The organism is Micromonospora sp. DT178 (genome assembly GCF_049841695.1).
Lineage (GTDB): Bacteria > Actinomycetota > Actinomycetes > Mycobacteriales > Micromonosporaceae > Micromonospora.
Genome location: NZ_JBNCKV010000006.1, coordinates 107,688 through 133,370, shown reverse-complemented (window position 1 = coordinate 133,370; position 25,683 = coordinate 107,688). Strand labels below are relative to the sequence as shown.

The 25,683-nt window shown below is 73.9% G+C and carries 24 protein-coding genes; 13 read left to right on the top strand and 11 right to left on the bottom strand.

The window, feature by feature from the left end; genetic code table 11:
* Positions 1-3: 3 nt before the first annotated feature.
* From ACLQ22_RS13570 to ACLQ22_RS13555, 4 genes are all read left to right on the top strand, one after another.
* Positions 4-1,698, top strand: coding sequence for a GAF domain-containing sensor histidine kinase (locus tag ACLQ22_RS13570; protein ID WP_425692571.1), 1,695 nt, complete (start codon positions 4-6; stop codon positions 1,696-1,698).
* Positions 1,699-1,705: 7 nt separating this feature from the next.
* Positions 1,706-2,374, top strand: coding sequence for a response regulator transcription factor (locus tag ACLQ22_RS13565; RefSeq protein ID WP_007072219.1), 669 nt, complete (start codon positions 1,706-1,708; stop codon positions 2,372-2,374).
* Positions 2,375-2,565: 191 nt separating this feature from the next.
* Positions 2,566-3,375, top strand: coding sequence for an SAM-dependent methyltransferase (locus tag ACLQ22_RS13560; RefSeq protein WP_425692570.1), 810 nt, complete (start codon positions 2,566-2,568; stop codon positions 3,373-3,375).
* A 115-nt stretch (positions 3,376-3,490) separates the two neighbouring features.
* The gene (locus ACLQ22_RS13555; protein ID WP_425692772.1) at positions 3,491-5,146 is read left to right on the top strand and encodes a putative bifunctional diguanylate cyclase/phosphodiesterase; all 1,656 of its coding nucleotides are present in this window, start codon (positions 3,491-3,493) and stop codon (positions 5,144-5,146) included.
* Between the two features lie 48 nt (positions 5,147-5,194).
* On the opposite strand, the gene ACLQ22_RS13550 is transcribed toward ACLQ22_RS13555, so the two are convergent.
* The 4 genes from ACLQ22_RS13550 to ACLQ22_RS13535 form a co-directional block, all read right to left on the bottom strand.
* Complete coding sequence (locus ACLQ22_RS13550; RefSeq protein ID WP_121400486.1) at positions 5,195-6,319, bottom strand: glycosyltransferase family 4 protein; 1,125 nt, start codon at positions 6,317-6,319, stop codon at positions 5,195-5,197.
* On the bottom strand, positions 6,316-7,575 hold the full coding sequence (locus ACLQ22_RS13545; protein ID WP_425692569.1) for a M48 family metallopeptidase: 1,260 nt from the start codon (positions 7,573-7,575) through the stop codon (positions 6,316-6,318). Before ACLQ22_RS13545 ends, ACLQ22_RS13550 begins: the two co-directional genes overlap by 4 nt.
* Before the next feature lie 342 nt (positions 7,576-7,917).
* Positions 7,918-8,130, bottom strand: a complete 213-nt coding sequence (locus ACLQ22_RS13540) for a hypothetical protein (protein ID WP_425692568.1) — start codon at positions 8,128-8,130, stop codon at positions 7,918-7,920.
* 145 nt (positions 8,131-8,275) lie between these two features.
* Entirely contained in the window at positions 8,276-9,895 is a 1,620-nt protein-coding gene (locus tag ACLQ22_RS13535; RefSeq protein ID WP_425692567.1) for an NYN domain-containing protein, read from the bottom strand.
* 127 nt (positions 9,896-10,022) lie between these two features.
* Here ACLQ22_RS13535 and ACLQ22_RS13530 point away from each other — a divergent pair, with 127 nt between their 5' ends.
* The 5 genes from ACLQ22_RS13530 (at position 10,023) to ACLQ22_RS13510 (ending at position 15,558) form a co-directional block, all read left to right on the top strand.
* On the top strand, positions 10,023-11,777 hold the full coding sequence (locus ACLQ22_RS13530) for a DEDD exonuclease domain-containing protein (RefSeq protein WP_425692566.1): 1,755 nt from the start codon (positions 10,023-10,025) through the stop codon (positions 11,775-11,777).
* Between the two features lie 129 nt (positions 11,778-11,906).
* Positions 11,907-13,700, top strand: coding sequence for a RelA/SpoT family protein (locus ACLQ22_RS13525; protein ID WP_425692771.1), 1,794 nt, complete (start codon positions 11,907-11,909; stop codon positions 13,698-13,700).
* A 53-nt stretch (positions 13,701-13,753) separates the two neighbouring features.
* Positions 13,754-14,296, top strand: a complete 543-nt coding sequence (locus tag ACLQ22_RS13520) for an NUDIX domain-containing protein (RefSeq protein ID WP_425692565.1) — start codon at positions 13,754-13,756, stop codon at positions 14,294-14,296.
* 89 nt (positions 14,297-14,385) lie between these two features.
* Entirely contained in the window at positions 14,386-15,234 is an 849-nt protein-coding gene (locus ACLQ22_RS13515; protein WP_425692770.1) for a nucleotidyltransferase family protein, read from the top strand.
* Between the two features lie 36 nt (positions 15,235-15,270).
* The gene (locus ACLQ22_RS13510; RefSeq protein ID WP_088999172.1) at positions 15,271-15,558 is read left to right on the top strand and encodes an Lrp/AsnC family transcriptional regulator; all 288 of its coding nucleotides are present in this window, start codon (positions 15,271-15,273) and stop codon (positions 15,556-15,558) included.
* 122 nt (positions 15,559-15,680) lie between these two features.
* Here the strand turns inward: ACLQ22_RS13510 and ACLQ22_RS13505 are convergent, their stop codons facing one another.
* From ACLQ22_RS13505 to ACLQ22_RS13485, 5 genes are all read right to left on the bottom strand, one after another.
* On the bottom strand, positions 15,681-16,355 hold the full coding sequence (locus ACLQ22_RS13505; protein ID WP_425692564.1) for a DUF4142 domain-containing protein: 675 nt from the start codon (positions 16,353-16,355) through the stop codon (positions 15,681-15,683).
* Positions 16,356-16,533: 178 nt separating this feature from the next.
* Positions 16,534-18,165 (bottom strand): cytochrome b, encoded by a 1,632-nt coding sequence (locus ACLQ22_RS13500; protein WP_425692563.1) that lies wholly within the window; start codon positions 18,163-18,165, stop codon positions 16,534-16,536.
* Positions 18,162-19,250, bottom strand: coding sequence for a cytochrome bc1 complex Rieske iron-sulfur subunit (locus ACLQ22_RS13495; RefSeq protein WP_366641984.1), 1,089 nt, complete (start codon positions 19,248-19,250; stop codon positions 18,162-18,164). Before ACLQ22_RS13495 ends, ACLQ22_RS13500 begins: the two co-directional genes overlap by 4 nt.
* Before the next feature lie 67 nt (positions 19,251-19,317).
* Complete coding sequence (locus ACLQ22_RS13490; RefSeq protein WP_425692562.1) at positions 19,318-20,151, bottom strand: cytochrome c; 834 nt, start codon at positions 20,149-20,151, stop codon at positions 19,318-19,320.
* A 72-nt stretch (positions 20,152-20,223) separates the two neighbouring features.
* Positions 20,224-20,823: an aa3-type cytochrome oxidase subunit III gene (locus tag ACLQ22_RS13485; RefSeq protein WP_357873110.1), complete on the bottom strand. Its 600-nt coding sequence runs from the start codon at positions 20,821-20,823 to the stop codon at positions 20,224-20,226.
* Positions 20,824-20,931: 108 nt separating this feature from the next.
* On the opposite strand from ACLQ22_RS13485, the gene ACLQ22_RS13480 reads away from it, so the two are divergent.
* The 4 genes from ACLQ22_RS13480 to ACLQ22_RS13465 all read left to right on the top strand — a co-directional run bounded on the left by ACLQ22_RS13480 (position 20,932) and on the right by ACLQ22_RS13465 (position 23,946).
* A complete protein-coding gene (locus tag ACLQ22_RS13480) occupies positions 20,932-21,876 on the top strand; it encodes a cytochrome c oxidase assembly protein (protein ID WP_425692561.1) in 945 nt (314 codons plus the stop codon).
* A gap of 184 nt (positions 21,877-22,060) precedes the next feature.
* Positions 22,061-22,456 (top strand): hypothetical protein, encoded by a 396-nt coding sequence (locus ACLQ22_RS13475; protein WP_121400469.1) that lies wholly within the window; start codon positions 22,061-22,063, stop codon positions 22,454-22,456.
* Between the two features lie 86 nt (positions 22,457-22,542).
* On the top strand, positions 22,543-23,589 hold the full coding sequence (gene trpD, locus ACLQ22_RS13470; protein ID WP_425692560.1) for an anthranilate phosphoribosyltransferase: 1,047 nt from the start codon (positions 22,543-22,545) through the stop codon (positions 23,587-23,589).
* A 153-nt stretch (positions 23,590-23,742) separates the two neighbouring features.
* Positions 23,743-23,946 (top strand): hypothetical protein, encoded by a 204-nt coding sequence (locus ACLQ22_RS13465; protein ID WP_425692559.1) that lies wholly within the window; start codon positions 23,743-23,745, stop codon positions 23,944-23,946.
* A gap of 227 nt (positions 23,947-24,173) precedes the next feature.
* On the opposite strand, the gene ACLQ22_RS13460 is transcribed toward ACLQ22_RS13465, so the two are convergent.
* Positions 24,174-24,602 (bottom strand): cytochrome c oxidase subunit 4, encoded by a 429-nt coding sequence (locus ACLQ22_RS13460; RefSeq protein WP_425692558.1) that lies wholly within the window; start codon positions 24,600-24,602, stop codon positions 24,174-24,176.
* 10 nt (positions 24,603-24,612) lie between these two features.
* A complete protein-coding gene (coxB, locus tag ACLQ22_RS13455; RefSeq protein ID WP_121400465.1) occupies positions 24,613-25,584 on the bottom strand; it encodes an aa3-type cytochrome oxidase subunit II in 972 nt (323 codons plus the stop codon).
* Positions 25,585-25,683: the final 99 nt, after the last annotated feature.

Here is a 25,683-nt window from a genome sequence, read left to right as displayed (position 1 = left end):
CACGTGCCCGCCTCGACGCCCTCCCGGCCCCAGCCGCATCCCCTCGCCGCCGCCGCGCGCGTGGTCATGCTGGCGCTCGTCGCCGTCCTGACCCTGTACGCCACGCACGACCCCGGCCAGCTCTGGTGGATCGCCCTGCTGGCGGTCGCCGGGCTGCCCGCCCTGCTGGCGCCCGAGCACCGGCCGGTCGGCCCGCTCAGCCGGGTGGCCGAGGTGCTGGTGCTGGGGCTGGCCGCGAGTCAGGTCGCCGCCGTGGCCACCCTGGGCGTGGACGCCGGCGGGCTGGGCGCCTCGGCGGTGCTGCCCTACCTGGCGGTTCCGGTGACCGTCACCGCGCTGCGCCGCCGGTTCCGCGAGGGCGTCGCCCTGCTGGCCGTCGCCGCGGCCACCCTGCTGGTGGCGGGTGCCCTCACCGAGGTCGACGGCGAGCGGCAGATCGGCGAGCTCGGCTACCTGGTGGTCTGCGCCCAGTGGCTGATCCTGGCCGGGCTCGGCCTCGCCGCCGCCAGCGGCCTGCACCGGGTCATGCAGGTCCGCAACGAGGGCAAGCCCCAGCCGTACGCCGAGGCGACCCGGCTGCTCACCCAGCTGCGCACCGTGGCCCGGCAGCTGCCCGGGGCCACCCTGGACCCGGGCGGCATCTCCGAGCACCTGCTGGAGGAGCTGCGCACGGTGGCCCGGGCGGACCGGGCGGCCGTGCTGTCGGCCAGCGGCGGCGGCCGGCTGGTGGTGCTCGCCCAGGTGGGCGTGGAACGGGTCGACTGGGAGACGACGCTGGACGCGGACTCGGCCATCGCCGACGCGTGGGCCAGCCAGCAGCCGCACACCGCGGCCCGGTCGCAGGCCCGGTCGCACCGCGGCGGCGACGTGTCCGCCCTGATCGTGCCGCTGGTGGCCGGGGTGCGCACCGTCGGGCTGGTGGTGCTGGAGGCGGACGCGGCGCAGGCGTACCCGCCCGGCGTGGTGTCCCGGGTGACCGGGCTGACCCGCCCGGCCGCGCTGCGGCTGGAGGCGGCGCTGCTCTTCGACGAGGTCCGCTCGCTGGCCACCAACGAGGAACGGCAGCGGCTGGCCCGGGAGATCCACGACGGGGTGGCGCAGGAACTGGTGATGGTCGGCTACGGGATCGACAACGCCCTGGCGTACGTCGACGAGGACCCGCAGGAGACCGCCGAAGCGCTGCGCACGCTGCGCGGCGAGGTGACCCGGGTCATCACCGAACTGCGGCTGAGCCTCTTCGAGCTGCGCAGCGAGGTGGACCGGCACGGCGGCCTGGCCGCCGCGATCGCCGAGTACGCCCGCACGGTCGGCGCCTCCGGCGGGCTGCGGGTCCACCTTTCCCTGGACGAGTCCACCGCGCGGCTGCCCGCCGCCACCGAGGCCGAGTTGCTGCGCATCGCCCAGGAGGCGGTCACCAACGCGCGCAAGCACGCGGGCGCGTCGAATCTCTGGGTCACCTGTGAGGTCGACCCGCCGTACGCGCAGATCGAAGTGTCGGATGACGGTCAGGGGATCGCTGACCAGCGCTCCGACGGGCACTACGGTCTTGCGATCATGGCCGAGAGGGCGGAACGTATCCGGGGCCGGTTGGAGATCAGGCCGCGGCAACCGAGCGGCACGACCGTGGCGGTGGTGCTCGGCTCCTCGCCCCGGCGCGATAACGTGCGCGGTAGCGCAGCGGCAGTAGAAGGGGAGTAACCCGAGGATGACCACAAGTCCGACACCGGCCACCCGTACCAAGGTCCTCCTTGTCGACGATCACGACCTGATCCGCAAGGGCCTGCGGCACGCGTTCGAGCGCGACCGGCAGTTCGAGGTCGTCGGGGAGGCCGCCACGGCGGCGGAGGGGGTACGCCAGGCGGGTGCGCTGCAGCCGGACGTGGTGATCATGGACCTGCGGCTGCCCGACGGCAGCGGCCTGGAGGCCACCCGGGCGCTGCGCAAGTCGAGCGCCTCGATGGGCATCGTCGTGCTCACCATGTACGCCGGCGACGACCAGCTCTTCGGCGCCCTGGAGGCCGGGGCCAGCGCCTTCGTGCCCAAGACCGCGCCCGCCGACGAGGTGGTCGCCGCCGCCCGGCACGCCGCCTCCTCCCCCAGCGCCTTCACGGCCGCCGACCTGGCCGAGGCGATGAAGCGCCGGCTGGCCCCGTCCGGGCCGCAGCTCTCCCCCCGCGAGGGGCAGGTGCTGCGGCTGCTCGCCGACGGGATGAGCGTGGCGGGCATCGCGAAGCAGCTCTTCGTCAGCGAGTCCACGGCCAAGACCCACATCTCGAAGCTCTACGAGAAGCTGGGCGCGGCCAACCGCGCCCAGGCGCTGATGACCGCGCTGCGGCTCGGTCTGCTCGAGGCGCCGGACGCCCCGAAGTTCTGACCCGCTCCCGCCGGGAGCCCGACGTACCACCGACGGGTCCGCGACCGCCGACAGGCGGCGCGGACCCGTCGTCGTCGCCTTGAGCGTTGGCGTCGAAGGGTTCGCGGCGCGCTATGGTCTCCCGGGCGGGCAACCGGCAGAATACCGGCGCGGGCAACGGTGTCCCGCACGCCGACAGGAGGGGTGAGCGCATGCAGCGGCCGGACTGGGCACCCGACGAGATCGACATCGAACGCCCCAGCGTGGCCCGTATGTACGACTACTACCTCGGCGGCTCGCACAACTTCGCGGTCGACCGGGCGGCGGCCCAGGCGATGGTGGCGGCGGTGCCGGAGGCCCCGCTGATGGCACAGGCGAACCGGGCGTTCCTCCGCCGCGCGGTGCAGTTCCTCCTCGACGCCGGCGTCCGGCAGTTCCTGGACGTCGGCTCGGGCATCCCGACCGTCGGCAACGTGCACGAGATCGCCCAGCGCGACGCCCCCGACGCCCGGGTGGTCTACGTCGACGTGGACCCGGTGGCGGTGGCCCACAGCCGGGAGATCCTGGAGGGCAACGACCGCGCCGTCGTGGTGCAGGAGGACCTGCGCCGTCCCGAACGCATCGTCGCCCACCCCGACGTCCGCCGGCTGCTCGACTTCGACCAGCCGATCGCCGTGATGATCGTGGCGGTGCTGCACTTCGTGCCGGACGACGACCGGCCGGCCGAGCTACTGCGGACGCTGCGCGAGGCGCTGGCGCCGGGCAGCTACCTGGTGCTCTCGCAGGCCAGCGGCGACGGCCGTGGCGACGACGAGCGAGCCGACGCCGAGCGGGTCTACCGGCGGACCGACAATCCGCTGTGGATCCGCAGCCGTGGCGAACTGACCGCCCTCTTCGACGGCTTCGAGCTGGTCGACCCCGGCGTGGTCTGGGTGCCGCAGTGGCGCCCGGAGTCCCCCGACAGCGCCGAGGACGCCGAGCGGGCGGCCTTCATCGGCGGCGTCGGGCGACTCGGTGGGTGAGCCGCCCGGGGCCACCGCGGTCGCCCCGACCGGCACCACCGTGGGGCACCCGTCCCGCCCCGGGACCTTCGCCCGGGCGTGGGCCAAGGCCGTCTCCGGCACCAGCTACCTGCCGATGACCCAGGCCCAGCTCGAGGCGCTGCTGCAACGCCTCACCGAGGAACTCGCGGCGGCGCTGCTGGCCGAGCCGATCGACCTGCGGGTCGGGCACCGGGTGGGCACCGAACTGGTGGCCGCCCACATCGCCTCGGCCGAAGCGCTGGGCCGCACGGTCGAGGTCGTCCAGCTCCGGCTGGCCCGCGACCTCGGGCTGGTGGAGGAGGAGGTCGAGGACCGGCTGGCCCGGCTGCTGGCCGCCGTGACCACCGGGTACGCCCGCGCGCTGCGGGACCGGACGCTGGACGAGCAGGAGACGATCCGCCGGGCCGCGATGACCGCCCGGGCGGAGGCCGAGCGGGCACTGCGCAGCAGTGAGGCACGCTTCCGCCACCAGGCCACCCACGACCCGCTGACCGACCTGCCCAACCGCACGCTGTTGACGGAGCGCCTCCGCGCGGCCATCGACTCGCCCACGGGGGGCGCGGCGCGCCTCGGCGTGTGCTTCCTCGACCTCGACCGGTTCAAGGTGGTCAACGACTCGCACGGGCACCAGGTCGGCGACGGGCTGCTGGTGGCCGTGGCGGACCGGCTCCGCCGGGCCCTCGACGGGCACCTGGTCGCCCGGCTGGGCGGGGACGAGTTCGTCGTCCTGGTCGAGGGCACCACCGGCACCGACGACGCCGTCGCCGTGGCCGAGGCCGCACTCGCGGCGGTACGCGAGCCGGTGCTCGTGGACGGGCACGAGCTGAGCGTCTCGGCGAGCATCGGCATCGTCGAGCGGGAGGTCGCCGGCACCTCCCCCGGTGACCTGATGCGGGCGGCCGACAGCACGCTGCACTGGGCGAAGGCCGCCGGCGGTGACCGCTGGGCGCTCTACGACGCCGACCGGGACCGCCAGGACCTGGCCCGCTACGCGCTCTCCGCGGCCATCCCCGCGGCGCTGGAGCGGGGCGAGTTCTACCTCGACTTCCAGCCGCTGACGTCGCTGCGCGACGGCCGGGTGCTCGGCATGGAGGCCCTGGTGCGCTGGCGGCACCCGCAGCTGGGCGTCCTGCGGCCAGACAGCTTCATCGGGCTGGCCGAGGAGACCGGGCTGATCGTCCCGCTCGGCGGCTGGGTGCTGGCCGAGGCGTGCCGGCAGGCCGAGAGCTGGGCCGTCGACACCGGGCCTGCCCCGTTCGTCAGCGTCAACCTGGCCGTACGGCAGGTGCGCCGCGCCGGTCTCGTCCAGGAGGTACGCGCGCTGCTGCGGCACACCGGGCTGTCGCCGGAGCGGCTCCAGCTGGAGATCACCGAGAGCACCATGATGAGCACCGCCGAGGAGCCGGTCCGGGCGCTGCGGGTGCTCGCCGACCTGGGCGTCCGGATCGCCATCGACGACTTCGGCACCGGCTACTGCAACCTGGCCTACCTGCGGGACCTGCCGGTGACCGAGCTGAAGGTGGCCGGGCAGTTCGTGGCCGGGCTGCGGGCACCGGAGGCCCGGGCCGACGAGCGGATCCTCGCCTCGCTCGTCTCGCTGGCCCACGCGCTGGACCTGACCGTCACCGCCGAGGGCGTGGAGACCGCCGGGCAGGCGGAGCGGCTGCGGGCGATCGGCTGCGACGCCGGCCAGGGCTGGCACTTCGGCCGCCCGGACTCCGCCGAGCGCGTCCTGGCCCGCCTGCGCTGACGCGCCGCCCCACTGCCGGAAACCACCACGACCACGGCGTCGGCGCCGTCAGCCGGCGAGCAGGGCGGCCATCCGCTGCGCCTGCGCCTCCCAGCGCCACTCCCGTTCCACCCACGCGCGACCGGCCGCGCCGAACTGGCGGGCCAGGTCCCGGTCGGCGAGCAGCGTGGCCACCCGGTCGGCGAGCTGGGCGACGTCCCGGCCACGGACCACGAACCCGGTCTCGCCCTCGCGGACCGCGTCCGGCGCGCCGCCGGAGTCGCCCGCGACCACCGGCAGGCCGGTCGCGGAGGCCTCCAGGTAGACGATCCCGAGCCCCTCGACGTCGAGACCCCGGTTGCGGGTGCGGCAGGGCATGGCGTAGACGTCGCCGGCGGCGTAGTGGGCCGGCAGCTCCGCCGACGGCACCGAGCCGGTGAAGACCACGTCGCGATCGACGCCCGTCTGGCGGGCCAGCTTCTCCAACGTGGCCCGGTAGGGCCCGCCCCCGACCACGAGGAGCGCGGCGTCGGGCACCCGGCGACGGATCTCGGGCATCGCCCGGATCAGCATGTCCTGCCCCTTGCGCGGCACCAGCCGGGACACGCAGACCACCACCGGGCGGTCGGCCAGCCCGAGCCGGAGCCGGACCGGTTCGCCGTCGACCGACGGGTGGTAGGCGTCCACGTCGACCCCGGGGGCGAGCCGGTGCAGCTCGGTCACCCCGTGCAGCGCCCGCTCCAGCCGCACCCGGGTGTACTCGCCCAGGTAGGTCGTCACGTCGACGCCGCGCCCGATCCGCCGCAACGCGGCCCGGGCGGCCGGCAGCGCGGCCCAGCCGACCTCGTGCCCGTGGGTCTGCGCCACCGCCCGACGGATGCCCGTCCGGCGGCGCAGGCCCGCGGCGAGCAGCCCGAGGGGGGCCGCCGCGCCGAACCACACCGTGTCGCAGTCGTACGCGCGCGCCAGGCGGGCGGCCCGGCGGGCCACGAGCGGCGTGGGCAGCAGCACCCGGGTGCGGTCCCGGACCACCTCGAACGGCTGGTCGGCGTCGAACTTCTCCGCGCCCCGCCACGTCGAGGCGTAGACGACCACCGACCCGGCGGGCTGGCGCACCGCGAGGTTGTGCACGAAGGACTGGATCCCGCCGGGACGGGGCGGGAAGTCGTTGGTGATCAACAGCGTACGGCTCATCGGCCGGCCTCCCTGGCGTGGGCGCGGGCGGCGGCCATCCGCTCGACCGTGGACGGGTGCGTGGCGGAGTAGAGGTACTCCCAGCGTGGTGGATCGGGGTCGGCGAGGTTGATGCCGGCGAGCCGCCGCTGCATCGCCTCGAACGCGGCCGGGTCGCCGGTCAGGGCGAGCGCGTGCGCGTCGGCGCGCGCCTCCACCCGCCGTGACATCAGCGCCTGCGCCGGCGCGGAGACCAGCCCGGCCACCGTCACCAGGGCGACCAGCAGGGGGAACGCGCGCGGCTGGGCGACCGAGTCGACGCCGGCCAGCCGCAGCAGCGGGCCGGAGGAGCCGAGCAGGTAGAGCGCGACCACCGCGGCGGCGGCGCCCAGCGCCCCGGTCAGCGTGCCGACCGCGACGTCCCGGTCCCTGGCGTGCCCCAGTTCGTGGGCCACGACGGCGGTCACCTCGGCCGGCGTCGCCTCGCGCAGCAGCGTGTCGTAGACAACCACCCGCCGCGTCGGCCCGAGCCCGGAGACGTACGCGTTGACCGCCCGGGTGCGGCGCGAGGCGTCGGCGACCAGCACGTCGCGCACCGGGACGCCGTCGCGGTCCGCCAGCTGCATCAGCTGGGTGCGCAGCGGGCCCTGCTCCATCGGGGTGAACCGGTTGAAGACCGGCTCCACGAGCACCGGCAGCACGAAGGAGAGCAGCACCACCAGGGTCGCCGCACCGGCCGCGCCGAACGCCCACCACCAGCGCGGCGACAGCCGGATGACGGTGTAGAAGCCGAGCAGCGCCACCGCGCCGATCACCGCGCTGACCGCGTACGACTTGAGCAGGTCGACGGCCCAGCCGCTCCAGCCGTTGGTGCTCAGTCCGTAGCGAGTGAGCACGGCCTGCCGCCAGGCGGCGAACGGAAGGGTCACCAGGTCGGCGACGAGCACCACGGCGAGCCCGCCGAGGACGGCCTGGGCGGCCCAGTGGTCGCCGAACGGGCGCCCGGCCAGTTCGACGAGCCGGCTGCCCAGCGGGGTCAGGCCGAGCAGCAGGGCCACGAGCAGGCCGATCGCGATCGCGACCCAGCCGGCGGGGCGCAGCGCGGACCGGAACTCCCGGCTGCGGGCCACCTGCTCGGCGGGAAGGTCGCCCAGCGCGGCGAGTTGGTCGGCCCGGGGGGCCGGCGGCCGGTGCCAGGGGATCAGCAGCGCCGCCGCGACGAGGAGGGCGAGGGTCAGCCCGGCGAGGGTGAGCAGGGCCCAGCCGCGCGGGGTCACCGCGGCCGTCCTGGCGCCGCGCCGTCGCGAGCAGTGCGCATCCGTACCCGCGTCATGCCGCCGCTCCCTCCGCCGTGACCGCCCATCCTATTGCCCGCCGCGACGGCCGCCGCGCCGCCGCCCGGGCGGCCCGGCGCGCTGCGACCCCGGCGGCCAATCCCACCCTCCTGGCGTCACCGATCACCTTCACCTGGCGCTCGGTCGCGCTGGGGCGGGTCTCCAGGAGCGTCGCTATCTCTGGGCGAAGAAGCTGTTCAACCGGGGCCTGTCCCGCTGACCGTCATCCCCCGACGCCCGTTTCCCGCGCCATCGGCCCCGGGGAGCGGGCGTCGCCGCGGCCCGTCACGCGACGCGCCGGCGTCTGGTGGGCCGCCCGGCCGGCCGGGGGGCGGGCAGCACCTCCACCTCGAACCCGGCTCGGGCGAACACCTCGATCGCCCGGGCCTCCGCGCCGTCCAGCCCGGCGGCCGGGGACGAATCGTCGAGCAGGGCGGTCACCAGGCAGTCGGCGCAGCCGTCGCCCCGGATACCGCACCCCGCGCAGTCGATGAGCATCTCGCCTCCTGATGCGCTGCGGCGACCGGGCGCGGCGTCACCGTCGCCACCCGAGCACCGTCGGTCACCACGACGGTAGGCGCGGGGTACGACAGAAAAGGGACAAGCGGTCGCGGACGGCCCGAAAGCGATCAAGCAGCCCGGATCAGGAGCGGGCCAGGCGGCGCAGCAGGGAGTCGGCGCCGAGCGGGTACGCCCCGTGCCGGCGTACGCCGTCGGCGACCTCGCGGTCGGAGGAGACCACCACCACCGGCCGTCCCGGCGGCTCGGCGCGGACCAGGCGCCGGATCAGCTCGTCGGCGGTCTCCCCCTTGCGGGAGAAGAGCACCCGTACGCCGCGCGGCGCCGGCGGCAGCCCGTGCATCCGTTCGGCGCCGTCGAAGACCACCGTGACCTCGTCGCCGGTCTGCGCGGCGATCCCGCCCAGGCCGGTGATCAGCCGCTTGCGCTGCTGCTCCAGGGACATCTCGCCGAAGCCGCGCTTGGTCACGTTGTAGCCGTCGACGACGAGGTGCGCCCTCGGCAGGGCGAGCAGCTGGTCGAGGCGGGCCGGGTCGTCGGTGTCCCGGGCGCGCGTCGCGGCGCCGGCCGCCGGGGCGGCGGTCTGGTCGGCGAAGGCGTCGGCGACGAAATCCGCGGGCAGCTTGTCGACCGGGTCGAGCGCCAGCTCGCGGCGCAGCCCGACCGCGGCCTGCCCGATGGTCTCCAGCAGCAGCCAGAGCCGGGCGTCGTCGACCGAGCGGGCCTCCTTGGCGCTGGCCCGGGCGACCCCCGCCGCCGCCTCGGCCTCGGCCAGCCGGGCCCGGACCCGGCGCAGCTCGGCGTCGACGTCCGCCGCCGCGCGGGTGGCCCGACCCCGCTCGGTGGCGAGCAGTTCGCTGGCCTTGCGTTCGCGGGCCTGCGTCTCGCGCAGCGACCGGGTCAGCTGCCGGCTCTCCTCGCGCAGCTGGCCGAGCTCCTCGCGGACCCGGGCCAGCTCGTCGCGGAGCTTCTCCGCCTCGACCCGGGCCACCGCCCGGTCGTGCTCGGCGCGGGTGGCCCGCTGCTCGGCCTCGCGGACCAGCTCGGCGACCACCGCGCTGTCGGCCTCGGCGCGGACCGCCGCGCCGCTGGCCTCGATCAGCTCCCGCCAGCCCCGGGGGCGGGCCAGGTAGGCCAGCGCGGCCACCTCGACCGGGTCGGCGGCGGCCGGCGCGGTGCCCTCCAGCACGGCGGCGCCCAGGTCGCCGGTGTCGGCGAGGACCCGGGCGGTGACCCGCTGGCGGAACAGCGGGTCCGCGGTGAGCTGGGCGGCGATGGCCGGGGCGCCGAGCCGCGCCCGGCGGTTGGGGGCGAACTTGGCGACCCGGCGCAGCGGCACCGGCACCTCGTCGGCGGGCAGCCCGGGCAGCACCGTCGCGGTGAGCGCCACGATGCGCTGCCGGACCGGCTCGGGCAGCACGGGCTCCGGCTCGGGCGCCGCCGCCTCGCCCTCGGACTCCTCGGGCCCGGACGCGGCAGGCTCGGACGCCTCGGGCCCGGACTCCTCAGGCCCAGCGGCCTCAGCCTCGGGCCCCTCGGGCCCGGCCGCCTCGGCCCCGGGCCCGGACTCCCCAGCCTCGGCCCCGGGCCCGGATTCCTCGGACCCGGCCGCCGGAGCCGACGCCGCCGGCGCGGCGGCCCCGGACGGGGCGGTCTCGTCGGGGGCGCCCCCACCGGCGTCGCGCGCAGCGTCGACCGGGTCCTCCTGCGGGAGGTGGTCGCCGTGCGGCTCGGTGAGGGGCATGTGGCAAGTCTCCCACCGCTACCGGGCCCACCGCCCGGTGAGTGAGCCGATCTCTCATCCTAGACCGGTGGTGACGTCTGATGCCGTTGGGACGGGAGTGTCGGACCGGACCGTTAGCGTGCCGCCGATGGCACAGACCGAGTACGTCCAGGAGCCGCTGGCCGGTTTCGACCCCGGCGCGGGCGGGATCGACCCGGCGCTGCCGCTGTACGCGACGACGTTCGTGGTGGTCGACCTGGAGACCACCGGCGGCGCGCCGGACGGCGGCGGGATCACCGAGATCGGCGCGGTCAAGGTGCGCGGCGGCGAGGAGCTGGGCGTGCTGGCCACCCTGGTCAACCCCGGCGTGCCCATCCCCCCGTTCATCACCGTGCTCACCGGCATCACCCAGGCCATGCTGGTGCCGGCCCCGCCGATCGAGCAGGTGCTGCCGAGCTTCCTGGAGTTCATCACCGACGCCGTGCTGGTCGCCCACAACGCCCCCTACGACGTGGGCTTCCTCAAGGCCGCGTGCGCGAAGCACGGCTACCGCTGGCCCAACCCGCGGGTGCTCGACACCGCCGCGCTGGCCCGCCGGGTGCTCACCCGCGACGAGGTGCCCAACCGCAAGCTCGGCACCCTCGCGGCCTACTTCCGCACCGCCACCCAGCCGACCCACCGGGCCCTCGACGACGCCAAGGCCACCGTCGACGTGCTGCACGGGCTGATCGCCCGCCTGGGCGGGCACCGGGTCGACACCGTCGGCGACGCCATCGAGTTCGCCCGGGCGGTCACCCCCACCCAGCGGCGCAAGCGACACCTGGCCGAGGGGCTGCCGAAGGCGCCGGGGGTCTACATCTTCCGGGCCGCCGACGACCGGCCGCTCTACGTCGGCACCTCCGGCGACATCGCCACCCGGGTGCGCAGCTACTTCACGGCGGCGGAGAAGCGGGCCCGCATCTCCGAGATGCTCGCCGCGGCGGAGCGGGTGGAGGCGGTGGAGTGCGCCCACTCGCTGGAGGCGGAGGTCCGGGAGCTGCGGCTGATCGGGGCGCACGCCCCGCCGTACAACCGGCGGTCGAAGTTTCCGGAGCGGGTGCTCTGGCTGAAGCTGACCGACGGGCCGTACCCCCGGCTGTCGGTGGTCCGGGCCATCTCCCCCGGCGACGCCGCCTACCTCGGGCCGTTCAGCTCCCGTCGGGCGGCGGAGCTGGCCGCCGCCGGTTTCCACGACGCCGTGCCGCTGCGCCAGTGCACCCACCGGCTCTCGCTGCGCACGGTCACGCCGGCCTGCGCGCTGGCCGAGCTGGGTCGCTGCCCGGCGCCCTGCGAGCACCGGATCTCCCCTGAGGAGTACGACGCCCGCGCGGTCGCGCCGTTCCGCACCGCCACCGCCAGCGACCCCGGGCCGGTGGTCGACGCCCTGCTCGCCCGGATCGACACGCTCTCGGACGCCCGGCGCTACGAGGAGGCGGCGGTCGCCCGGTCCCGGCTGGCGGCGGTGCTGCGGGCGACCGTGCGGATGCAACGGCTGACGGCGCTGACCGGGATCGCCGAGCTGGCCGCCGCGCGTCCGGCGGCGAACGGCGGCTGGGAGCTGGCGCTGGTGCGGCACGGCCGGTTGGCCGGGGCGGGGGTCTCACCGCCCGGTGTCCATCCCCGACCGACGATCGCCGCGATCCGGGCGACCGCCGAGACCGTCCTGCCCGGCCACGGCCCGGTCCCGCGCGCCTCGGCCGAGGAGAGCGAACGCATCCTGTCCTGGTTGGAGCGACCGGAGACCAGGCTGGTGGAGATGTCGTCCGGTTGGGCGTCCCCGGTGGCCGGCGCGGCCCGCTTCCGCGACCTGCTGCGCAAGGCCGAGAACGCCGCGTCCCACCAAAGCTCGACCGAACGCCCATGACCAAGTGACCGATCGGACTACCTCCACTCCCTTAGGCTGTTAGAGAAGTGCAGTCCTGCCCGTTTCGTGGGCCTGCTCCCGGTTGCCGGGTGTCGGCGGCCGTGGAGCCGGGGTGAGGAGGTGTCCCACGTGGACGTCGACGCCGGACGCGGCGCCGCCCTGGGGGGCGCCCTTCCGACCCAACCGGGCGAGCTGCCGCTGGCCCGCCGGCTGCGCGCGCTGCTGAGCTGGCCCACCGCCGACACCGACCCGGTCAGCCAACTCGTCCGGACCCACCGGACGATCCACCCCGGCACCGAGCCCTCCGTGCTGCGCCGGGCCTACACCATCGCGGAGAACATGCACCGCGGGCAGTTCCGCAAGAGCGGCGAGCCCTACATCACGCACCCGCTGGCCGTGGCCCAGATCTGCGCCGAGATCGGCATGGACGCCATCACGCTGGTCGCCGCGCTGCTGCACGACACCGTGGAGGACACCCGCTACACCCTCCAGGCGCTCGCCGAGGACTTCGGGCCGGAGGTGGCGCACCTGGTCGACGGGGTGACCAAGTTCGACAAGGCCTTCTACGGCAAGGCCGCCGAGGCCGAGACGATCCGCAAGATGATCATCGCGGCCGGCAAGGACGTCCGGGTCCTGATCATCAAGTTGGCCGACCGGCTGCACAACATGCGCACCCTGGGCGTCCGGTCCGCGGCGTCCCGGGAGCGCATCGCCCGCAAGACGCAGGAGGTGCTGGTCCCGCTCTGCGACCGGCTCGGCATCCAGACGCTCAAGCGCGAACTCGACGACGTGGTGCTGCTGCACCTGGAGCCCGACGAGCACGCCCGGATCGCCCGGCACGTGCACGACCGGCCGGGCTGGGACGCGTACCTCGACGAGGTGGTCGCCCGGGCGAAGTCGGCCCTGCGCCGCAGCCGGGTGGACGCGGCGGTGACCCCCCGCCCCCGGCACCTCTACTCGATCTGGAAGGACACCGTGGCCGGTGGCCACAGCGCCCCCTTCGACCTGCCCCGCATCGCGATCGTGGTGGACGGCCCGGCGACCGACTGCTACGCGGCGCTCGGCGCGATCCACGGCCTGTGGCGGCCGGTTCCCGGCCGGTTCAAGGACTTCATCGCCTCCCCCAAGAACAACCTCTACCGTTCCCTGCACACCAGCGTCTGCGGGCCCAAAAACCGCACCGTGGAGGTGCTGATCCGCACCGAGGAGATGCACCGCTCGGCGGAGTACGGCGTCGCCGCCGACTTCCGCTTCCCGCGCTCCGGCGGCGGCACGGCCACGGGCCGGGCGGAGCAGCTCGACTGGCTGCGCCGGGTGCTCGACTGGGAGCAGGACACGGCCGACCCGGCCCAGTTCCTCGAATCGCTGCGCTGCGACCTCGCCGAGGCGCAGGTCCAGGTCTTCGCCGACGGGCGACAGGTCGTCCTGCCCGCCGGGTCGACCCCGGTGGACCTCGCGTACGAGTTGGGCACCGAGCGGGGCGACCACTGCCTCGCGGCGCGGATCAACGGCCGGCTGGCCCCCCTCTCCTCCGAACTGGACGAGGGCGACGTGGTGGAGATCTTCACCGAGACCAACGCGGCGAACGGCTTCGACGCCGACGTCGCCCCGCGTGGCCCCCGCCGGGAGTGGCTCGGCTTCGTCAAGTCGCCGCAGGCGCAGATGCAGATCAGCCGCTGGTTCGCCGAGCACACCGAGCCCGGCATCTCCATCACCGACAAGGTCCGTCTCGGCCGGGCCACCATCGGGCTGGCCCTGCGCAAGCACGACCGGGGCCTCGCCAGCGACCTGCCGCTGCTGCGGCTGTCGGAGGAACTGGGCTACCCCGACCTGGAGACGCTGCTGGTCGCGGTGTTCGACCGGGTGATCGAACCGGACACGGTCGTACGCCAGCTCATCGACCTGGTGGACCACCGGCAGTGACCGCTCCGGGCCCGGGTGGTCCGAACGTTCCTCGCGGCCACTAGCCTGGACGCATGATCCCCCGCTCGCGCGCCACCGGCCGGGCCATCGCCTACCAGGTCTTCTACCGGCTGCCGTTGCCGGTACGCCGCCGACTGGTCCGGCTGGCCGTGCCGAAGTACATCGTCGGCGCGGTCACCCTGGTCCGGGACAGCGAGGCCGAGGGCGCGGGCCGGCTGCTGCTGCTGCGCCAGCCGCCCGGCAAGGGCTGGGGCCTGCCCGCCGGCCTGTTGCAGAAGGGCGAGGCGCCGGTGGTGGGCGCCGCCCGGGAGCTGCACGAGGAGTCCGGCATCCGGCTCTCGCCCCGGCAGCTGAGCCCCGCCGTCCCGAACGCCGTGGTGCACGCCAAGGGCTGGGTGGACGTCGTGTTCACCGCCGAGGTGCCGGCGTCGACCACCGAGCTGGAGGTCGACGGCGCCGAGGTCTACGAGGCCGCCTGGCACCCGCTGGACGACCTGCCCAAGCTGACCTGGCCGACGGCCCGGCTGCTCGCGTACTACGACATCGGGCCGCTGGCCGGGCAGTTCCCGCCACCGGTGTCGGACACGAAGCCGTGAACCCCGGCCGCGCCGCCGACGGCGGGGCCGGTGCCGCCCACACCGGCCGCGGCACGACGCCGACCGCCGGCGGGGCCGGGCTCTGCGCGGTGGTGCTCGCCGCCGGCGAGGGCACCCGGCTGCGGCCGCTGACCGAGCGGCTGCCCAAGGCGCTCTGCCCGGTGGGCAACGTGCCGCTGCTCGACCGGGCGCTGGACCGGCTGGCCGGGCTCGGCCTGGTCGGGCCCGATCGGGTGGCCGTCAACGCCTGTTACCTCGGCGACCAGGTCGTCGCGCACGTCGGGGACCGCGCCCACCTCTCGGTGGAGCCGGGCGACCCGCTCGGCACCGCCGGCGGGGTGGCGAACCTGCGGGAGTGGATCGCCGGGCGCGGGGTCCTCGTCGGCAACGCCGACGCCTACCTCGCCGACCCGGCACGACCCCCGGGCCCCGACATCGCCGCGCTGCTGCGCGACTGGGACGGCGACTCCGTACGCCTGCTCGGCCAGCCCGCCGCCGACCCGGCGGCGCCGGGCACCTTCGACGGCCACGTGTTCACCGGCTTCTCGCTGCTGCCGTGGCGGCTGGTGCGGGAGCTGCCGCTCGGGTTCGGCGACCTCGTCCGGGCGCTCTGGCGCCCGGCGGAGGCGGCCGGCGCGCTGACCGTCGTGCCGTACCACGGCACGTTCTACGACACCGGCACGCCGGCCGACTACCTGGCGGCCAACCTGCACGCGGCCGGCGGCGGCAACCTGGTGGACCCCACGGCCACGGTGACCGGCCGCTGCCGCTCGGCGGTGGTCGGCGCGGGCGCCGTCGTCCACGGCGAGGTGGAGCGGGCGGTCGTCTGGCCCGGCGCCACCGTCGGCCCCGGCGAGCACCTGCGCGACGCCGTACGCGCCGGCACCGCCCTCACCGTCCCCGCCACACCACCGTCCCCGGGCCGGGGAAACATCTAGCATGGGCGACGACGCCGACGAACGGAGAAATTCCCCGTGATCACCGCGATCGTGCTGATCGACTGCGCCACCGACTCGATCCCCGAGGTGGCCGAGAACCTGGCCAACCTGCCCGGCGTCAGCGAGGTCTACTCGGTGGCCGGCCACGTCGACCTGATCGCGATGGTCCGGGTCCGGGAGTTCGAGCAGATCGCCCAGGTGATCGCCGGCAGCATCTCCAAGGTTCCGGGGGTGCTCAACACCGAGTCGCACATCGCCTTCCGGGCGTACTCCCAGCACGATCTGGAGGAGGCGTTCGCGATCGGCCTCGCGAACGCCGACTGACGCGGTCGCCGGGGGCCGCCACCGGCGCAGCGGTGCGGGCGGCGGCCGGGCGGCGCGGCCCGCCGGGGACGCCGGACGGCCGGCCCACCCCTGGGGATGGACCGGCCGTCGTGGCGCGGACGTCAGCTCTGCGTGGGAGCGGGCGTCTCGAAGGTGCCACCCGGAGCCGGCGACTCGGTGGTGCCGCCCGGAGCCGGGGTCTCGGTGGTGCCACCCGGAGCCGGCGTCGTGCCGCCCGGGCTCGGGGTGCCGCTGGCGCTGGCCTGCGGCACCGGGATGCCCAGCTGCTCCGCCAGCTGCACCAGCGCGTCGTAGTGCGCCTGCAGGGTCGGCAGGGCGGTCTGGGCCAGCTGGACCACCGACTGTTCGGAGCCCTGCGAGATCTCCGTCTGGGTGGCCTGGATGGCCTGGACGTGGCCGGCCAACTCGCTGGTCACCCAGAGCCGGTCGAACTCCTCGCCGCTGGCGTTGTTCAGCTGGTCGATGACGGACTGCTGATCCGCCGTGGGCTCGCTCGGCAGCTCCACGCCCAGCTGGGACGCGGTCTGCTGCACCGTCTGGTCGAGCTGCGTGTGGTCCGTCTTGAACCGGGCACCGAGGTCCTTGACCCCCTGGCTCTGGCCCTTCTGCTGGGCCAGGTCACCCGCGGTGATCTCGAACAGATTGACCTGGTGCACGGCCTGCAGGTACTGGGTGTCCTGCTGTGACGGCTGCACCGCGGCCTGTGCCGCCGCGGCCGGCGCGATCCCCACCAGCACCAGCGCGGCCAGCAGGCCGAGGCGTTTGATACCCAACATGCTTCCCCCCCCTTGAGACGTTGGATCGCACGGATACCCGGCTGACCGGGGTTATTCCTGCGATCCCCCGTCGGGGAGGCGACCGACCGACACGCCCGTGTGGGACCGTCGGAGGACGGAAACGGACGTGGCGCCCGCCGGAGGACTCCGGCGGGCGCCACGTCGAGGTGTCGCGGGGTCAGCGGCGGCTCTCGCCGCTGCCGATCTCCTCCCGCTCCGGTCGGGGCTCGACCGGCGGGTGCCCCGGCGAGACCGGCGCCTCGGCCGGCTTCTCGATCGGGTAGAAGAAGCCCCGGATGGCCGGGCCGAGGGCGCCGAGCCGGTTCATCTTCTTCGGCACGACCCAGCCGGCGTACGGCAGCGCGCCGTGGCCGTCGCCGTGCCCGTCGGCCGCCGCGAGCGGCTGGTGCACCTCTTCGAACCGGCCGTCCGGCAGGCGCCGGATGATGCCGGTCTCGACACCGTGGGCGAGCACCTCCCGGTCGTGCTGCTGGAGACCCAGGCAGATCCGGTAGGTGACGTAGTACGCCAGCGGCGGCAGGACGAGCAGGCCGATCCGGCCGGCCCAGGTCATCGCGTTCAGGCTGATCTGGAACTTGTCGGCGATGACGTCGTTGGCGCCGGAGAGGGTCAGCACGACGAAGAACGCCAGGGCCATGGCGCCCAGGGCGGTCCGGGCCGGCACGTCCCGGGGACGCTGGAGCAGGTTGTGGCTCCTGGTGTCCTTGAGGCGCCGGGCCTCCAGGAACGGGTAGAGCGTCGACAGGCCGACCAGGATGCCCGGCAGCACGACCGTCGGCCAGAACAGCGGCGGGATCACGTACCCGTCGCCGATCGGGATGTTGATCTCCCAGGCGGGCATCAGGCGGGTCGAGCCGTCGAGGAACATGACGTACCAGTCGGGCTGGCTGGCGGCCGAGACCACCCACGCCTCGTACGGGCCGAACAGCCAGATCGGGTTGATCTGGAACAGGCCGCCCATCAGCGCGATCACGCCGAAGACGACCATGAAGAAGCCGCCCTGCTTGATGGCGTAGCGGGGGAACATCCGCTCGCCGACCACGTTGCCGTTGGTCCGGCCGGGGCCCGGCCACTGGGTGTGCTTCTGCTTGAAGACCAGGCCCAGGTGGGCGCCGATCAGCGCGAGCAGCAGGCCCGGGACGAGCAGCACGTGGGCGATGTAGAACCGGCTGATGATGATGGTGCCCGGGAACTCCCCGCCGAAGATCGACGAGGTCACCCAGGAGCCGATCACCGGGATGGACAGCATGATCGCCGAGGCGATCCGCAGGCCGGTGCCGGAGAGGCCGTCGTCCGGCAGCGAGTAGCCGGTGAAGCCGGCGAGGAAGCCGACCCAGAACAGCAGCGAACCGATGATCCAGTTGGTCTCACGCGGCTTGCGGAACGCGCCGGTGAAGAAGACCCGGAGCATGTGCACCACGATGGCGGCCATGAACAGCAGCGCCGACCAGTGGTGCATCTGCCGCATGATCAGGCCACCGCGGACGTCGAACGAGATGTCCAGGCTGGAGGCGTACGCGGCCGACATCGGCGTGCCCCGCAGCGGGGCGTAGCTGCCGTTGTAGACCACCTCGGTCATCGCCGGCTCGTAGAAGAACGTCAGGAAGACGCCGGTCAGCAGCAGGACGACGAACGAGAACAGCGCGATCTCGCCGAGCAGGAAGGACCAGTGGTCCGGGAAGACCTTGTTCAGCAGCCGGCGCAGCGGGGTGGCCACCTGGAAGCGGTCGTCCACTCCCCGGGCGACGTTCCCCGGCACTGCTGCCTTGTCAAACTTGCGCCGCTTCACGGCCGCTCCCAGAAGTCGGGCCCGACGGTCTCGGTGTAGTCGGACTTGGCCACGAAGTAGCCCTCGGAGTCCACCTCGATCGGCAGCTGCGGCAACCGTCGGCTGGCCGGACCGAAGATGGGCCGGGCGTTGTCGGTGATCAGGAACTGCGACTGGTGGCACGGGCAGAGCAGGCGGTTGGTCTGCTGCTCGTACAGGCTCGCGGGGCAGCCGGCGTGCGTGCAGATCTTCGAGTAGGCGGCGTAGTTGCCCCACATGTAGTCGCCGTGCCCGACCCGCTCGTTGGCCCGGCGCGACTCCTGCGCGTCGGAGTCCCGCAGGTGGATCAGCAGGGTCGGCGAGTCCGCGTGCAGGTTGCTCACGCCGTGGTCGATGCCGGGGAAGACGGTGATCTGGCCGCCCGTGCTGACGTCCGCCGGGCGCACCGGCCGGCCGTCCTCGCGGACCAGCCGGACCTTCTGGCCGCCCTCGGCCGGGGCGAACCCGGTCGTGAACATCTGGTTGTTCTTGTGCGGCTGGGAGATCAGGCCGCCGACCAGGGGCGCCGCGGCGACCGCGCCGACCGGCGCGAGACCGGCCAGCAGCGAGATGCCGAGCAGCGGCCGGCGCTTCACGCCCAGCTCGTCGGCCATGTAGAGCATGGTCTGGCCGGTGATGATCCGGTCGTCGGAGGCGACGGCGCCCTCGTGCCGGTCCTGGATCGAGACCTCCTTCGGCAGCAGCTTCTTGCCCCAGGTCAGGATGCCGAAGCCGATGCCGAGCAGGGCCACGCCGAGGGTGACGCCGAGCAGCGGGGTGTACCACTTGTCGCCGCCGCTACCGGCGTGGTATTCCCACGGCCACCAGATGTAGATGACCAGGAAGGCGGTCGCCGCCAGGCCGGTGAGCAGGAAGAACGACGCGACGGTACGGGTCAGCCGGCGCTCGGCCTTGCTGCCCGGCGCCACCTGCGGCTCGTAGTGGACGATCTCGATGTCGTCCCGGCGCGCGCCCTCGCGGACGATGTCGAACTGGCTGAGCCCGGGGGTGTTCACGTCGAGCGGCTCCCGGCCCTGCTGGGCCTGGTGCTCGGTGTGCGTGGTCATGCCGTCACCTCGCTACGGGCGGTGCCGCGCTGCGGCACCACGGCACTGAATCGGATGAGCCGCCCGGTCACGACTTGCCCGCAATCCACAGGCTCGCGAAGACGAGCGCGACGATGCCCACCAGGAAGATCGCCAGGCCCTCGGTGGACGGCCCGTACCGACCGAGGTTGAAGCCGCCCGGGTCCTGGTCGTGCTTCAGGGTCTCCTGGATGTAGGCGATGAGGTCCGCCTTCTGGTCCGGGGAGATCTGGTTGTCGCCGAAGACCGGCATGTTCTGCGGGCCGCTCAGCATCGCGGCGTAGATCTGCCGGTCGGTGGCCGGGCGCAGGCTCGGCGCGTACTTGCCGGAGGACAGGGCGCCGCCGCCGCCGCCGAAGGCGTGGCACTGCGCGCAGTTGATCCGGAACAGCTCGCCGCCGGCGGCGATGTTGCCGTCGGCGTGCAGGTTGTCACCCTCGGGCACCACCGGGCCGCCGCCGAGCTCCTGGACGTACTGCGCGAGCTGGCGGGTCTCCTCGTCGGTGAAGAGCTCCGGCTTGCGCTGGGCCTGGGCCTCCTGCCGGGCCATCGGCATGCGGCCGGAGCCGACCTGGAACTCGACCGAGGCCGCGCCGACGCCGATCAGGCTCGGCCCGCGCCCCTCGACGCCCTGCGCGTTGCGACCGTGACAGGTCACACAGCTCACGTCGAACAGCGCCTTGCCCTCCGCGGCGGCACCGGTGAGCGGGGTGTCCTGCGCCTGCGCGCCGGGGGCGAAGACGGTGTAGGCGCCGCCGGCCAGCATCAGCGCGGCGAACAGCCGGACCGCGGCACCCAGCCGGCGGCGGCCCCTGCTGCGCGCCGCGGGCCGCTCGCGCAGCCGCGCGAGCAGACCGCGTCGGCGGTCGTTGTCAGAAGTCATGACCTGTGTCCTTAACCGGTTGGACCTTGTCTCAGGGGACGGAGCAGCGGCGCGGTTCGTGACGCGCCAAGATCACTGAAGCCAGTAGATCATGGCGTAGAGCCCGATCCACACGACGTCGACGAAGTGCCAGTAGTAGGACACGACGATCGCCGACGTGGCCTGCGCCGGTGTGAACCGGCCCATGGTGGTGCGGATCATGAAGATGACGAAGGCGACCAGACCGCCGGCCACGTGCAGGCCGTGGAAGCCGGTGGTCAGGTAGAACATCGACCCGTAACCGTCTTCGTTGATCTTGATGCCCTCGTGCACCAGCTCGCGGTACTCGTTGAGCTGGCCGAGGACGAAGATCAGGCCCATCACGAAGGTGATCGTGAACCAGCGCCGCAGCGCGTGCACGTCACCCTTCTCGGCGGCGAACACACCGAGCTGGCAGGTCACCGAGGACAACACCAGGATCACCGTGAAGGTGGTCGCGTAGGGGATGTTGAGGTGCTCGGTGTGCTTCGCCCACTGCTCCGGCGCCGCCGCGCGGATGGAGAAGTACATCGCGAACAGCGCCGCGAAGAACATGAGTTCGCTGGAGAGCCACACGATCGTCCCGACGCTGACCATGTTGGGTCGGGTCAGGGAGTGGATCCGGCTCTTGTCAATGGCTGGGGCCGCAGTCACGCGGTCATTATTGCCCTTGACCGGGGCCGCCGATCAGCGGGGGGCCAAACCCGTGGCATCCACAGCCCGATCGGGGCAGTCCGGTTCGCCTGACCTAGGCTGAAAAGCGTGCTGCACGCCGATCCGATCTCCGCCGCAGCCGCCGTCGCCGCGCCGGCGGCGACCGCGGCCACCCCGCCGCCGTTCACCGTGACCTCGGTGTTCACCGAGACGAAGCTGGACAGCTGGCTCGCCGTCGGCCTGGTGCTGGCCGCCGGCGTCTACCTCTACGGCGTGCACCGGCTGCGGGTCCGGGGCGACCGGTGGCCGGTCGCCAGGACGATCTTCTTCCTCGGCCCCGGCCTCGGCGGCATCGCGGCGGTCACCGTCAGCGGCCTGCACGCGTACGACACGGCGCTGCTGTCGGTGCACATGGTCCAGCACATGGTGCTCTCCATGATCTCGCCGATCTTCCTCGCGCTGGGCGCGCCGGTGACGCTGGCCCTGCGCACCCTGCCGCCGCGACCGCGCAAGCGGCTGCTGGCCGTCGTGCACAGCCGGATCGCCCGGATCTACAGCTTCCCCCTGGTGGCGTTCGCCATCTTCGTGGTGAACCCGTTCGCGCTCTACTTCACCGACCTGTACCGCTACACGCTGGAGCACGTGTGGGCGCACGAGGTCGTGCACGCGCACTTCATCATGACCGGCTGCGTGTTCTTCTGGCCGCTGCTCGGCCTCGACCCGCTGCCGGGCCGCTGGCCGTACCCGGCGCGGGCGCTGCTGATGCTGCTCTCCGTGCCGTTCCACACCGTGCTCGGGCTCACCATCATGCAGAGCAGCACGCTGTTCGGCGGCGACTGGTACCCGTCGCTGGGCCTCACCTGGTCGGACCCGTGGCAGGACCAGGTGGTCGCGGGCGGCATCCTCTGGGCCGGCGGCGAGTTCGTCAGCGTGACCATGCTGGCCGTGCTGGTCGTGCAGTGGATGCGCCACGCCGAGCGGGAGGCCCGCCGCGTCGACCGCGACCTGGACCGCCAGGAGGCCCGTCAGCGCGCCGCGGAGTCCACTGCCTGAGCCGTCCGGCGGTACGCCCTGCGCACCGCCACCGGCCGGACGTCGCACACCTCACACCGACCGGTACGATCAGCGGGCGGCTACGAGGTGGGAGCCAGTCCGACCGACGAGCGCGCAGCGAACGAATCATCAAGCTCAGTGTGATGGTGCCGCGCGACGGCACGGAGCGAAGCGGAGTGCCGGCATGAGCGATCGTCTTTGCACCGTCCTGCTCTACAGCGACGACCCACAGGTCCGCGACCGGATGCGGCTCGCCGTCGGGCCGCGCCCCGCGCCCGGCCTGCGGATCGAGTTCGTCGAGGCGTCCGACTACGCCGAGTGCGTCCGGCTCGTCGACGACTACGAGATCGACCTGCTGGTGCTCGACGGCGAGGCGAGCCCGGGCGGCGGCATCGGCATCGCCCGGCAGATCAAGGACGACCGGGCCGACGCCCCCCCGACCTGCGTGGTGATCGCCCGCGCCGCCGACCGGTGGCTCGCGGCGTACGCCGAGGTCGACGCCACCCTGGTGCACCCGCTCGACCCGGTGACCACCGGCACCACGGTGGCCGAGCTGCTGCGGACGCACGCACCCGCCTGACGTCCCCCGTTCCGGCCCGCCGCGGCGCCGGGCCGACCGGTGCCGGTTCCATCCCACCCGCATCTCGCACGCTCGGGAGGCCCGCCATGGGCGATCGGACCTGGCCGCACCTGCTCAACGCGCTGCTGCGCGGCGAGGAACTCGCCACCGCCGACACGGCCTGGGCGATGGGCGAGATCATGGCCGGCTCGGCCGCCCCGGCGCAGATGGCGGGCTTCGTCGTCGCGCTGCGCGCCAAGGGCGAGACCTCGGCCGAGCTGGCCGGGCTGGTGGAGGCGATGCTCGGCCGGGCGGTCCCGGTCGAGCTGCCCGACGAGCTGCGCGCCACCGCCCTCGACGTGGTCGGCACCGGTGGTGACCTCGCGCACACGGTCAACATCTCGACCATGGCCTCGCTGGTGGTGGCCGGCGCCGGTGTCCGGGTGGTCAAGCACGGCAACCGGGCGGCCTCCTCCTCGTGCGGCACCGCCGACGTGCTGGAGTTCCTCGGCGTGCCGCTCGACCTGGGCCCCGAGGGGGTGGCCCGGTGCGTCGCCGAGGCCGGCATGGGCTTCTGCTTCGCGGCCCGGTTCCACCCCGGGATGCGGCACACCGGCCCGGTACGCCGGGAGCTGGGCGTGCCCACGGTGTTCAACTTCCTCGGCCCGCTGACCAACCCGGCGCGGCCCCGCGCCGGAGCGGTCGGCTGCTTCGACGCCCGGATGGCTCCGGTGATGGCCGGCGTCTTCGCCGCCCGCGGCGACTCGGTGCTGGTGATGCGCGGCGAGGACGGGCTGGACGAGTTCACCACCGCCGCGCCGACCCGCGTCTGGGCGGCCCAGGGCGGCGTCGTCAGGGAGTCGCTGCTGGACGCGGCCGACCTCGGCGTACCCCGGGCCACCCTGGCCGACCTGCGCGGCGGTGACGCCGCCTTCAACGCCGACGTGGTCCGTCGGCTGCTGGCCGGCGAGACCGGCCCGGTGCGCGACGCGGTCCTGGTCAACGCGGCGGCGGCGCTGGCCACGCAGGGTCCGCTCGACGGCGACCTCACCGAGGCCCTGCGGGCCGGGATCGACCGGGCCGCCGAGTCCGTCGACTCCGGGGCCGCCGCCCGCGTCCTCGACCGCTGGATCGAGGTCGCGCGCTCCCAGTGAGCACCGGTCGCCGCCGGGTGCCGCCCGAAGGTTGTCGGACCCCCGTGGGAAACTACAGCTGAGTAGTTCCCACATCCGTCCTGCGCCGTCGAGCGCGGCGATCCCGTCGGGCGTGTGCGACACCCCGCGGGACCGGAGCGAGAGGAGACGCCCGTGTCGGAGCGCGAGCTCTACTGCGACACCTGTGAGGGCGTCGAGCCGTTCGAGGCGCCGCCGTGCGCCGACGGCCACGGCGCCGACTGCCCCGAACTGGTCTGCACGGGTTGCGGCGCGGCCGTGCTCGTCACCACCTTCGCGTTCCACCTGGCGCGCGCGAACGACCGGCGCCGCCCGCCGGCCCGCCGCCGCGCCGCCTGACAGCGCCGCCACCACCGCCTGACAGCACCGCCGCCGCGCCGCCTGACACCGCCGCCGTCGCGCCGCCCGCCACCGCGCCGCCTGACACCACCGCGTCGGCGGGGCACGCGGCGTCCGAGCAGCGCCCCTGCCGGGCACGTCTCCCGCGCCCGCACAGCCCGTCCCACGCCGAAGGCCCGCCTCCCCGGGGAGGCGGGCCTTCGGGACGTTCGCGGGTGACCGGCCGATCAGTGCTCGGCGGTGCGCCGGGTGCCGCTGTAGTACTCGAACAGCAGGCCGCAGACGGAGAACGTGACCGCCACCATGCCGAGGCCGAGCAGCCAGAACTGCCAGAACGCGAGGCCGAACCCGGCGATCCCGACGGCGATGGCCAGGCCGAGCGGCCAGTAGCTGCCGGGGCTGAAGAAGCCGATCTCGCCCGCGCCGTCGGCGATCTCGCCGTCCGGCCGGTCCTCCGGCCGGAGGTCGATCCGGCGGGAGACGAACCAGAAGAAGCCGCCGCACATCGAGCAGAGCAGGAAGCTCAGCAGCAGGGCGACCGTACCGACCCACTCGACCTGGCCGCCGGAGTCGGCGGCGGTCCACCCGCCGTAGAGGACGGTGGCGAAGAGCAGGAACCCGGCGATGACCAGGAAGATGCGCCACTCGGTCTTCATGCCCGATCCCTCAGCTTCCCGCGCCGGCCGGCGCGTCGTCCGGGTTGAAGTTGGCCTCGGTGCGACGGGTCTCGAACGGCTTCGTCGTCTTCGCGTACGGGTCCTCGCCGATGGCCGTCAGCGCCTCCTGCGTGGACCTGCCGTCCCGCTTGGCCGCCAGGAACTGCTCGTACTTCTCCGGGGAGACGACCCGCAGCTCGAAGTTCATGAAGGCGTGGTAGCTGCCGCAGAGCTCCGCGCAGCGGCCGACGTAGGCGCCCTCGGACTCCAGCTTCGAGACCTCGAAGACGTTGCGGATCTTGCCCGGCATGACGTCGCGCTTGAACAGCAGCTCCGGCACCCAGAACGAGTGGATGACGTCGCGGCTGGTCTCCTCGAACCGGATGGACCGGTCGGTCGGCAGCACCAGGATCGGGATGACCTCGCTGGTGCCGAGCACGGAGGCGACCGTGTTGGCGTCCTGGCCCTGACCGTCGCGGTAGTTGAACTGCCAGTTCCACTTGAACGCGACCACCTCGACCGTGACGTCGGGGTTCTTGGTCGTCCGCACCACGTCGGTCTGCACGATCGCCGTGTAGTAGAAGAGCACGGAGACGATCAGGATCGGCGCGATGGTGTAGAGGAACTCCATCGGCATGTTGTAACGGGTCTGCACCGGCAGCTCGTTGCCCCGCTTGCGGTAGCGCACGACGCACCAGAAGATCAGGCCCCACACGAAGACGCCGACCGCGAGCGCCGCGATGCACGAGGCGATCCACAGGTCGTACATCCGGTGCGACTCGGGCGTGATGCCGCCCTGCGGCCAGCCGAAGCCGCCGAACGCCGCGCCGACGTCGCAGCCCGTGAGCAGGACCAGCAGCGCCGCTCCGCCGAGACCGAGCCCGGCGATCCGACCGGCACCACGTCCCCGGCGCCCACCGGCTCCTGGGGAAGCGCTGTGCCGTACGGCCGACGGCCGTACCTCCGAACTCCTTGCGACCACCTGGTCCTGCCTCCCTAGCGCGCCGCGGTGTCTTGTCCCTGCCCTCCGCCTGCGGAGCGACAGCACCAGCGGCAAAGGCGTCACCGACGGTCGCAGATT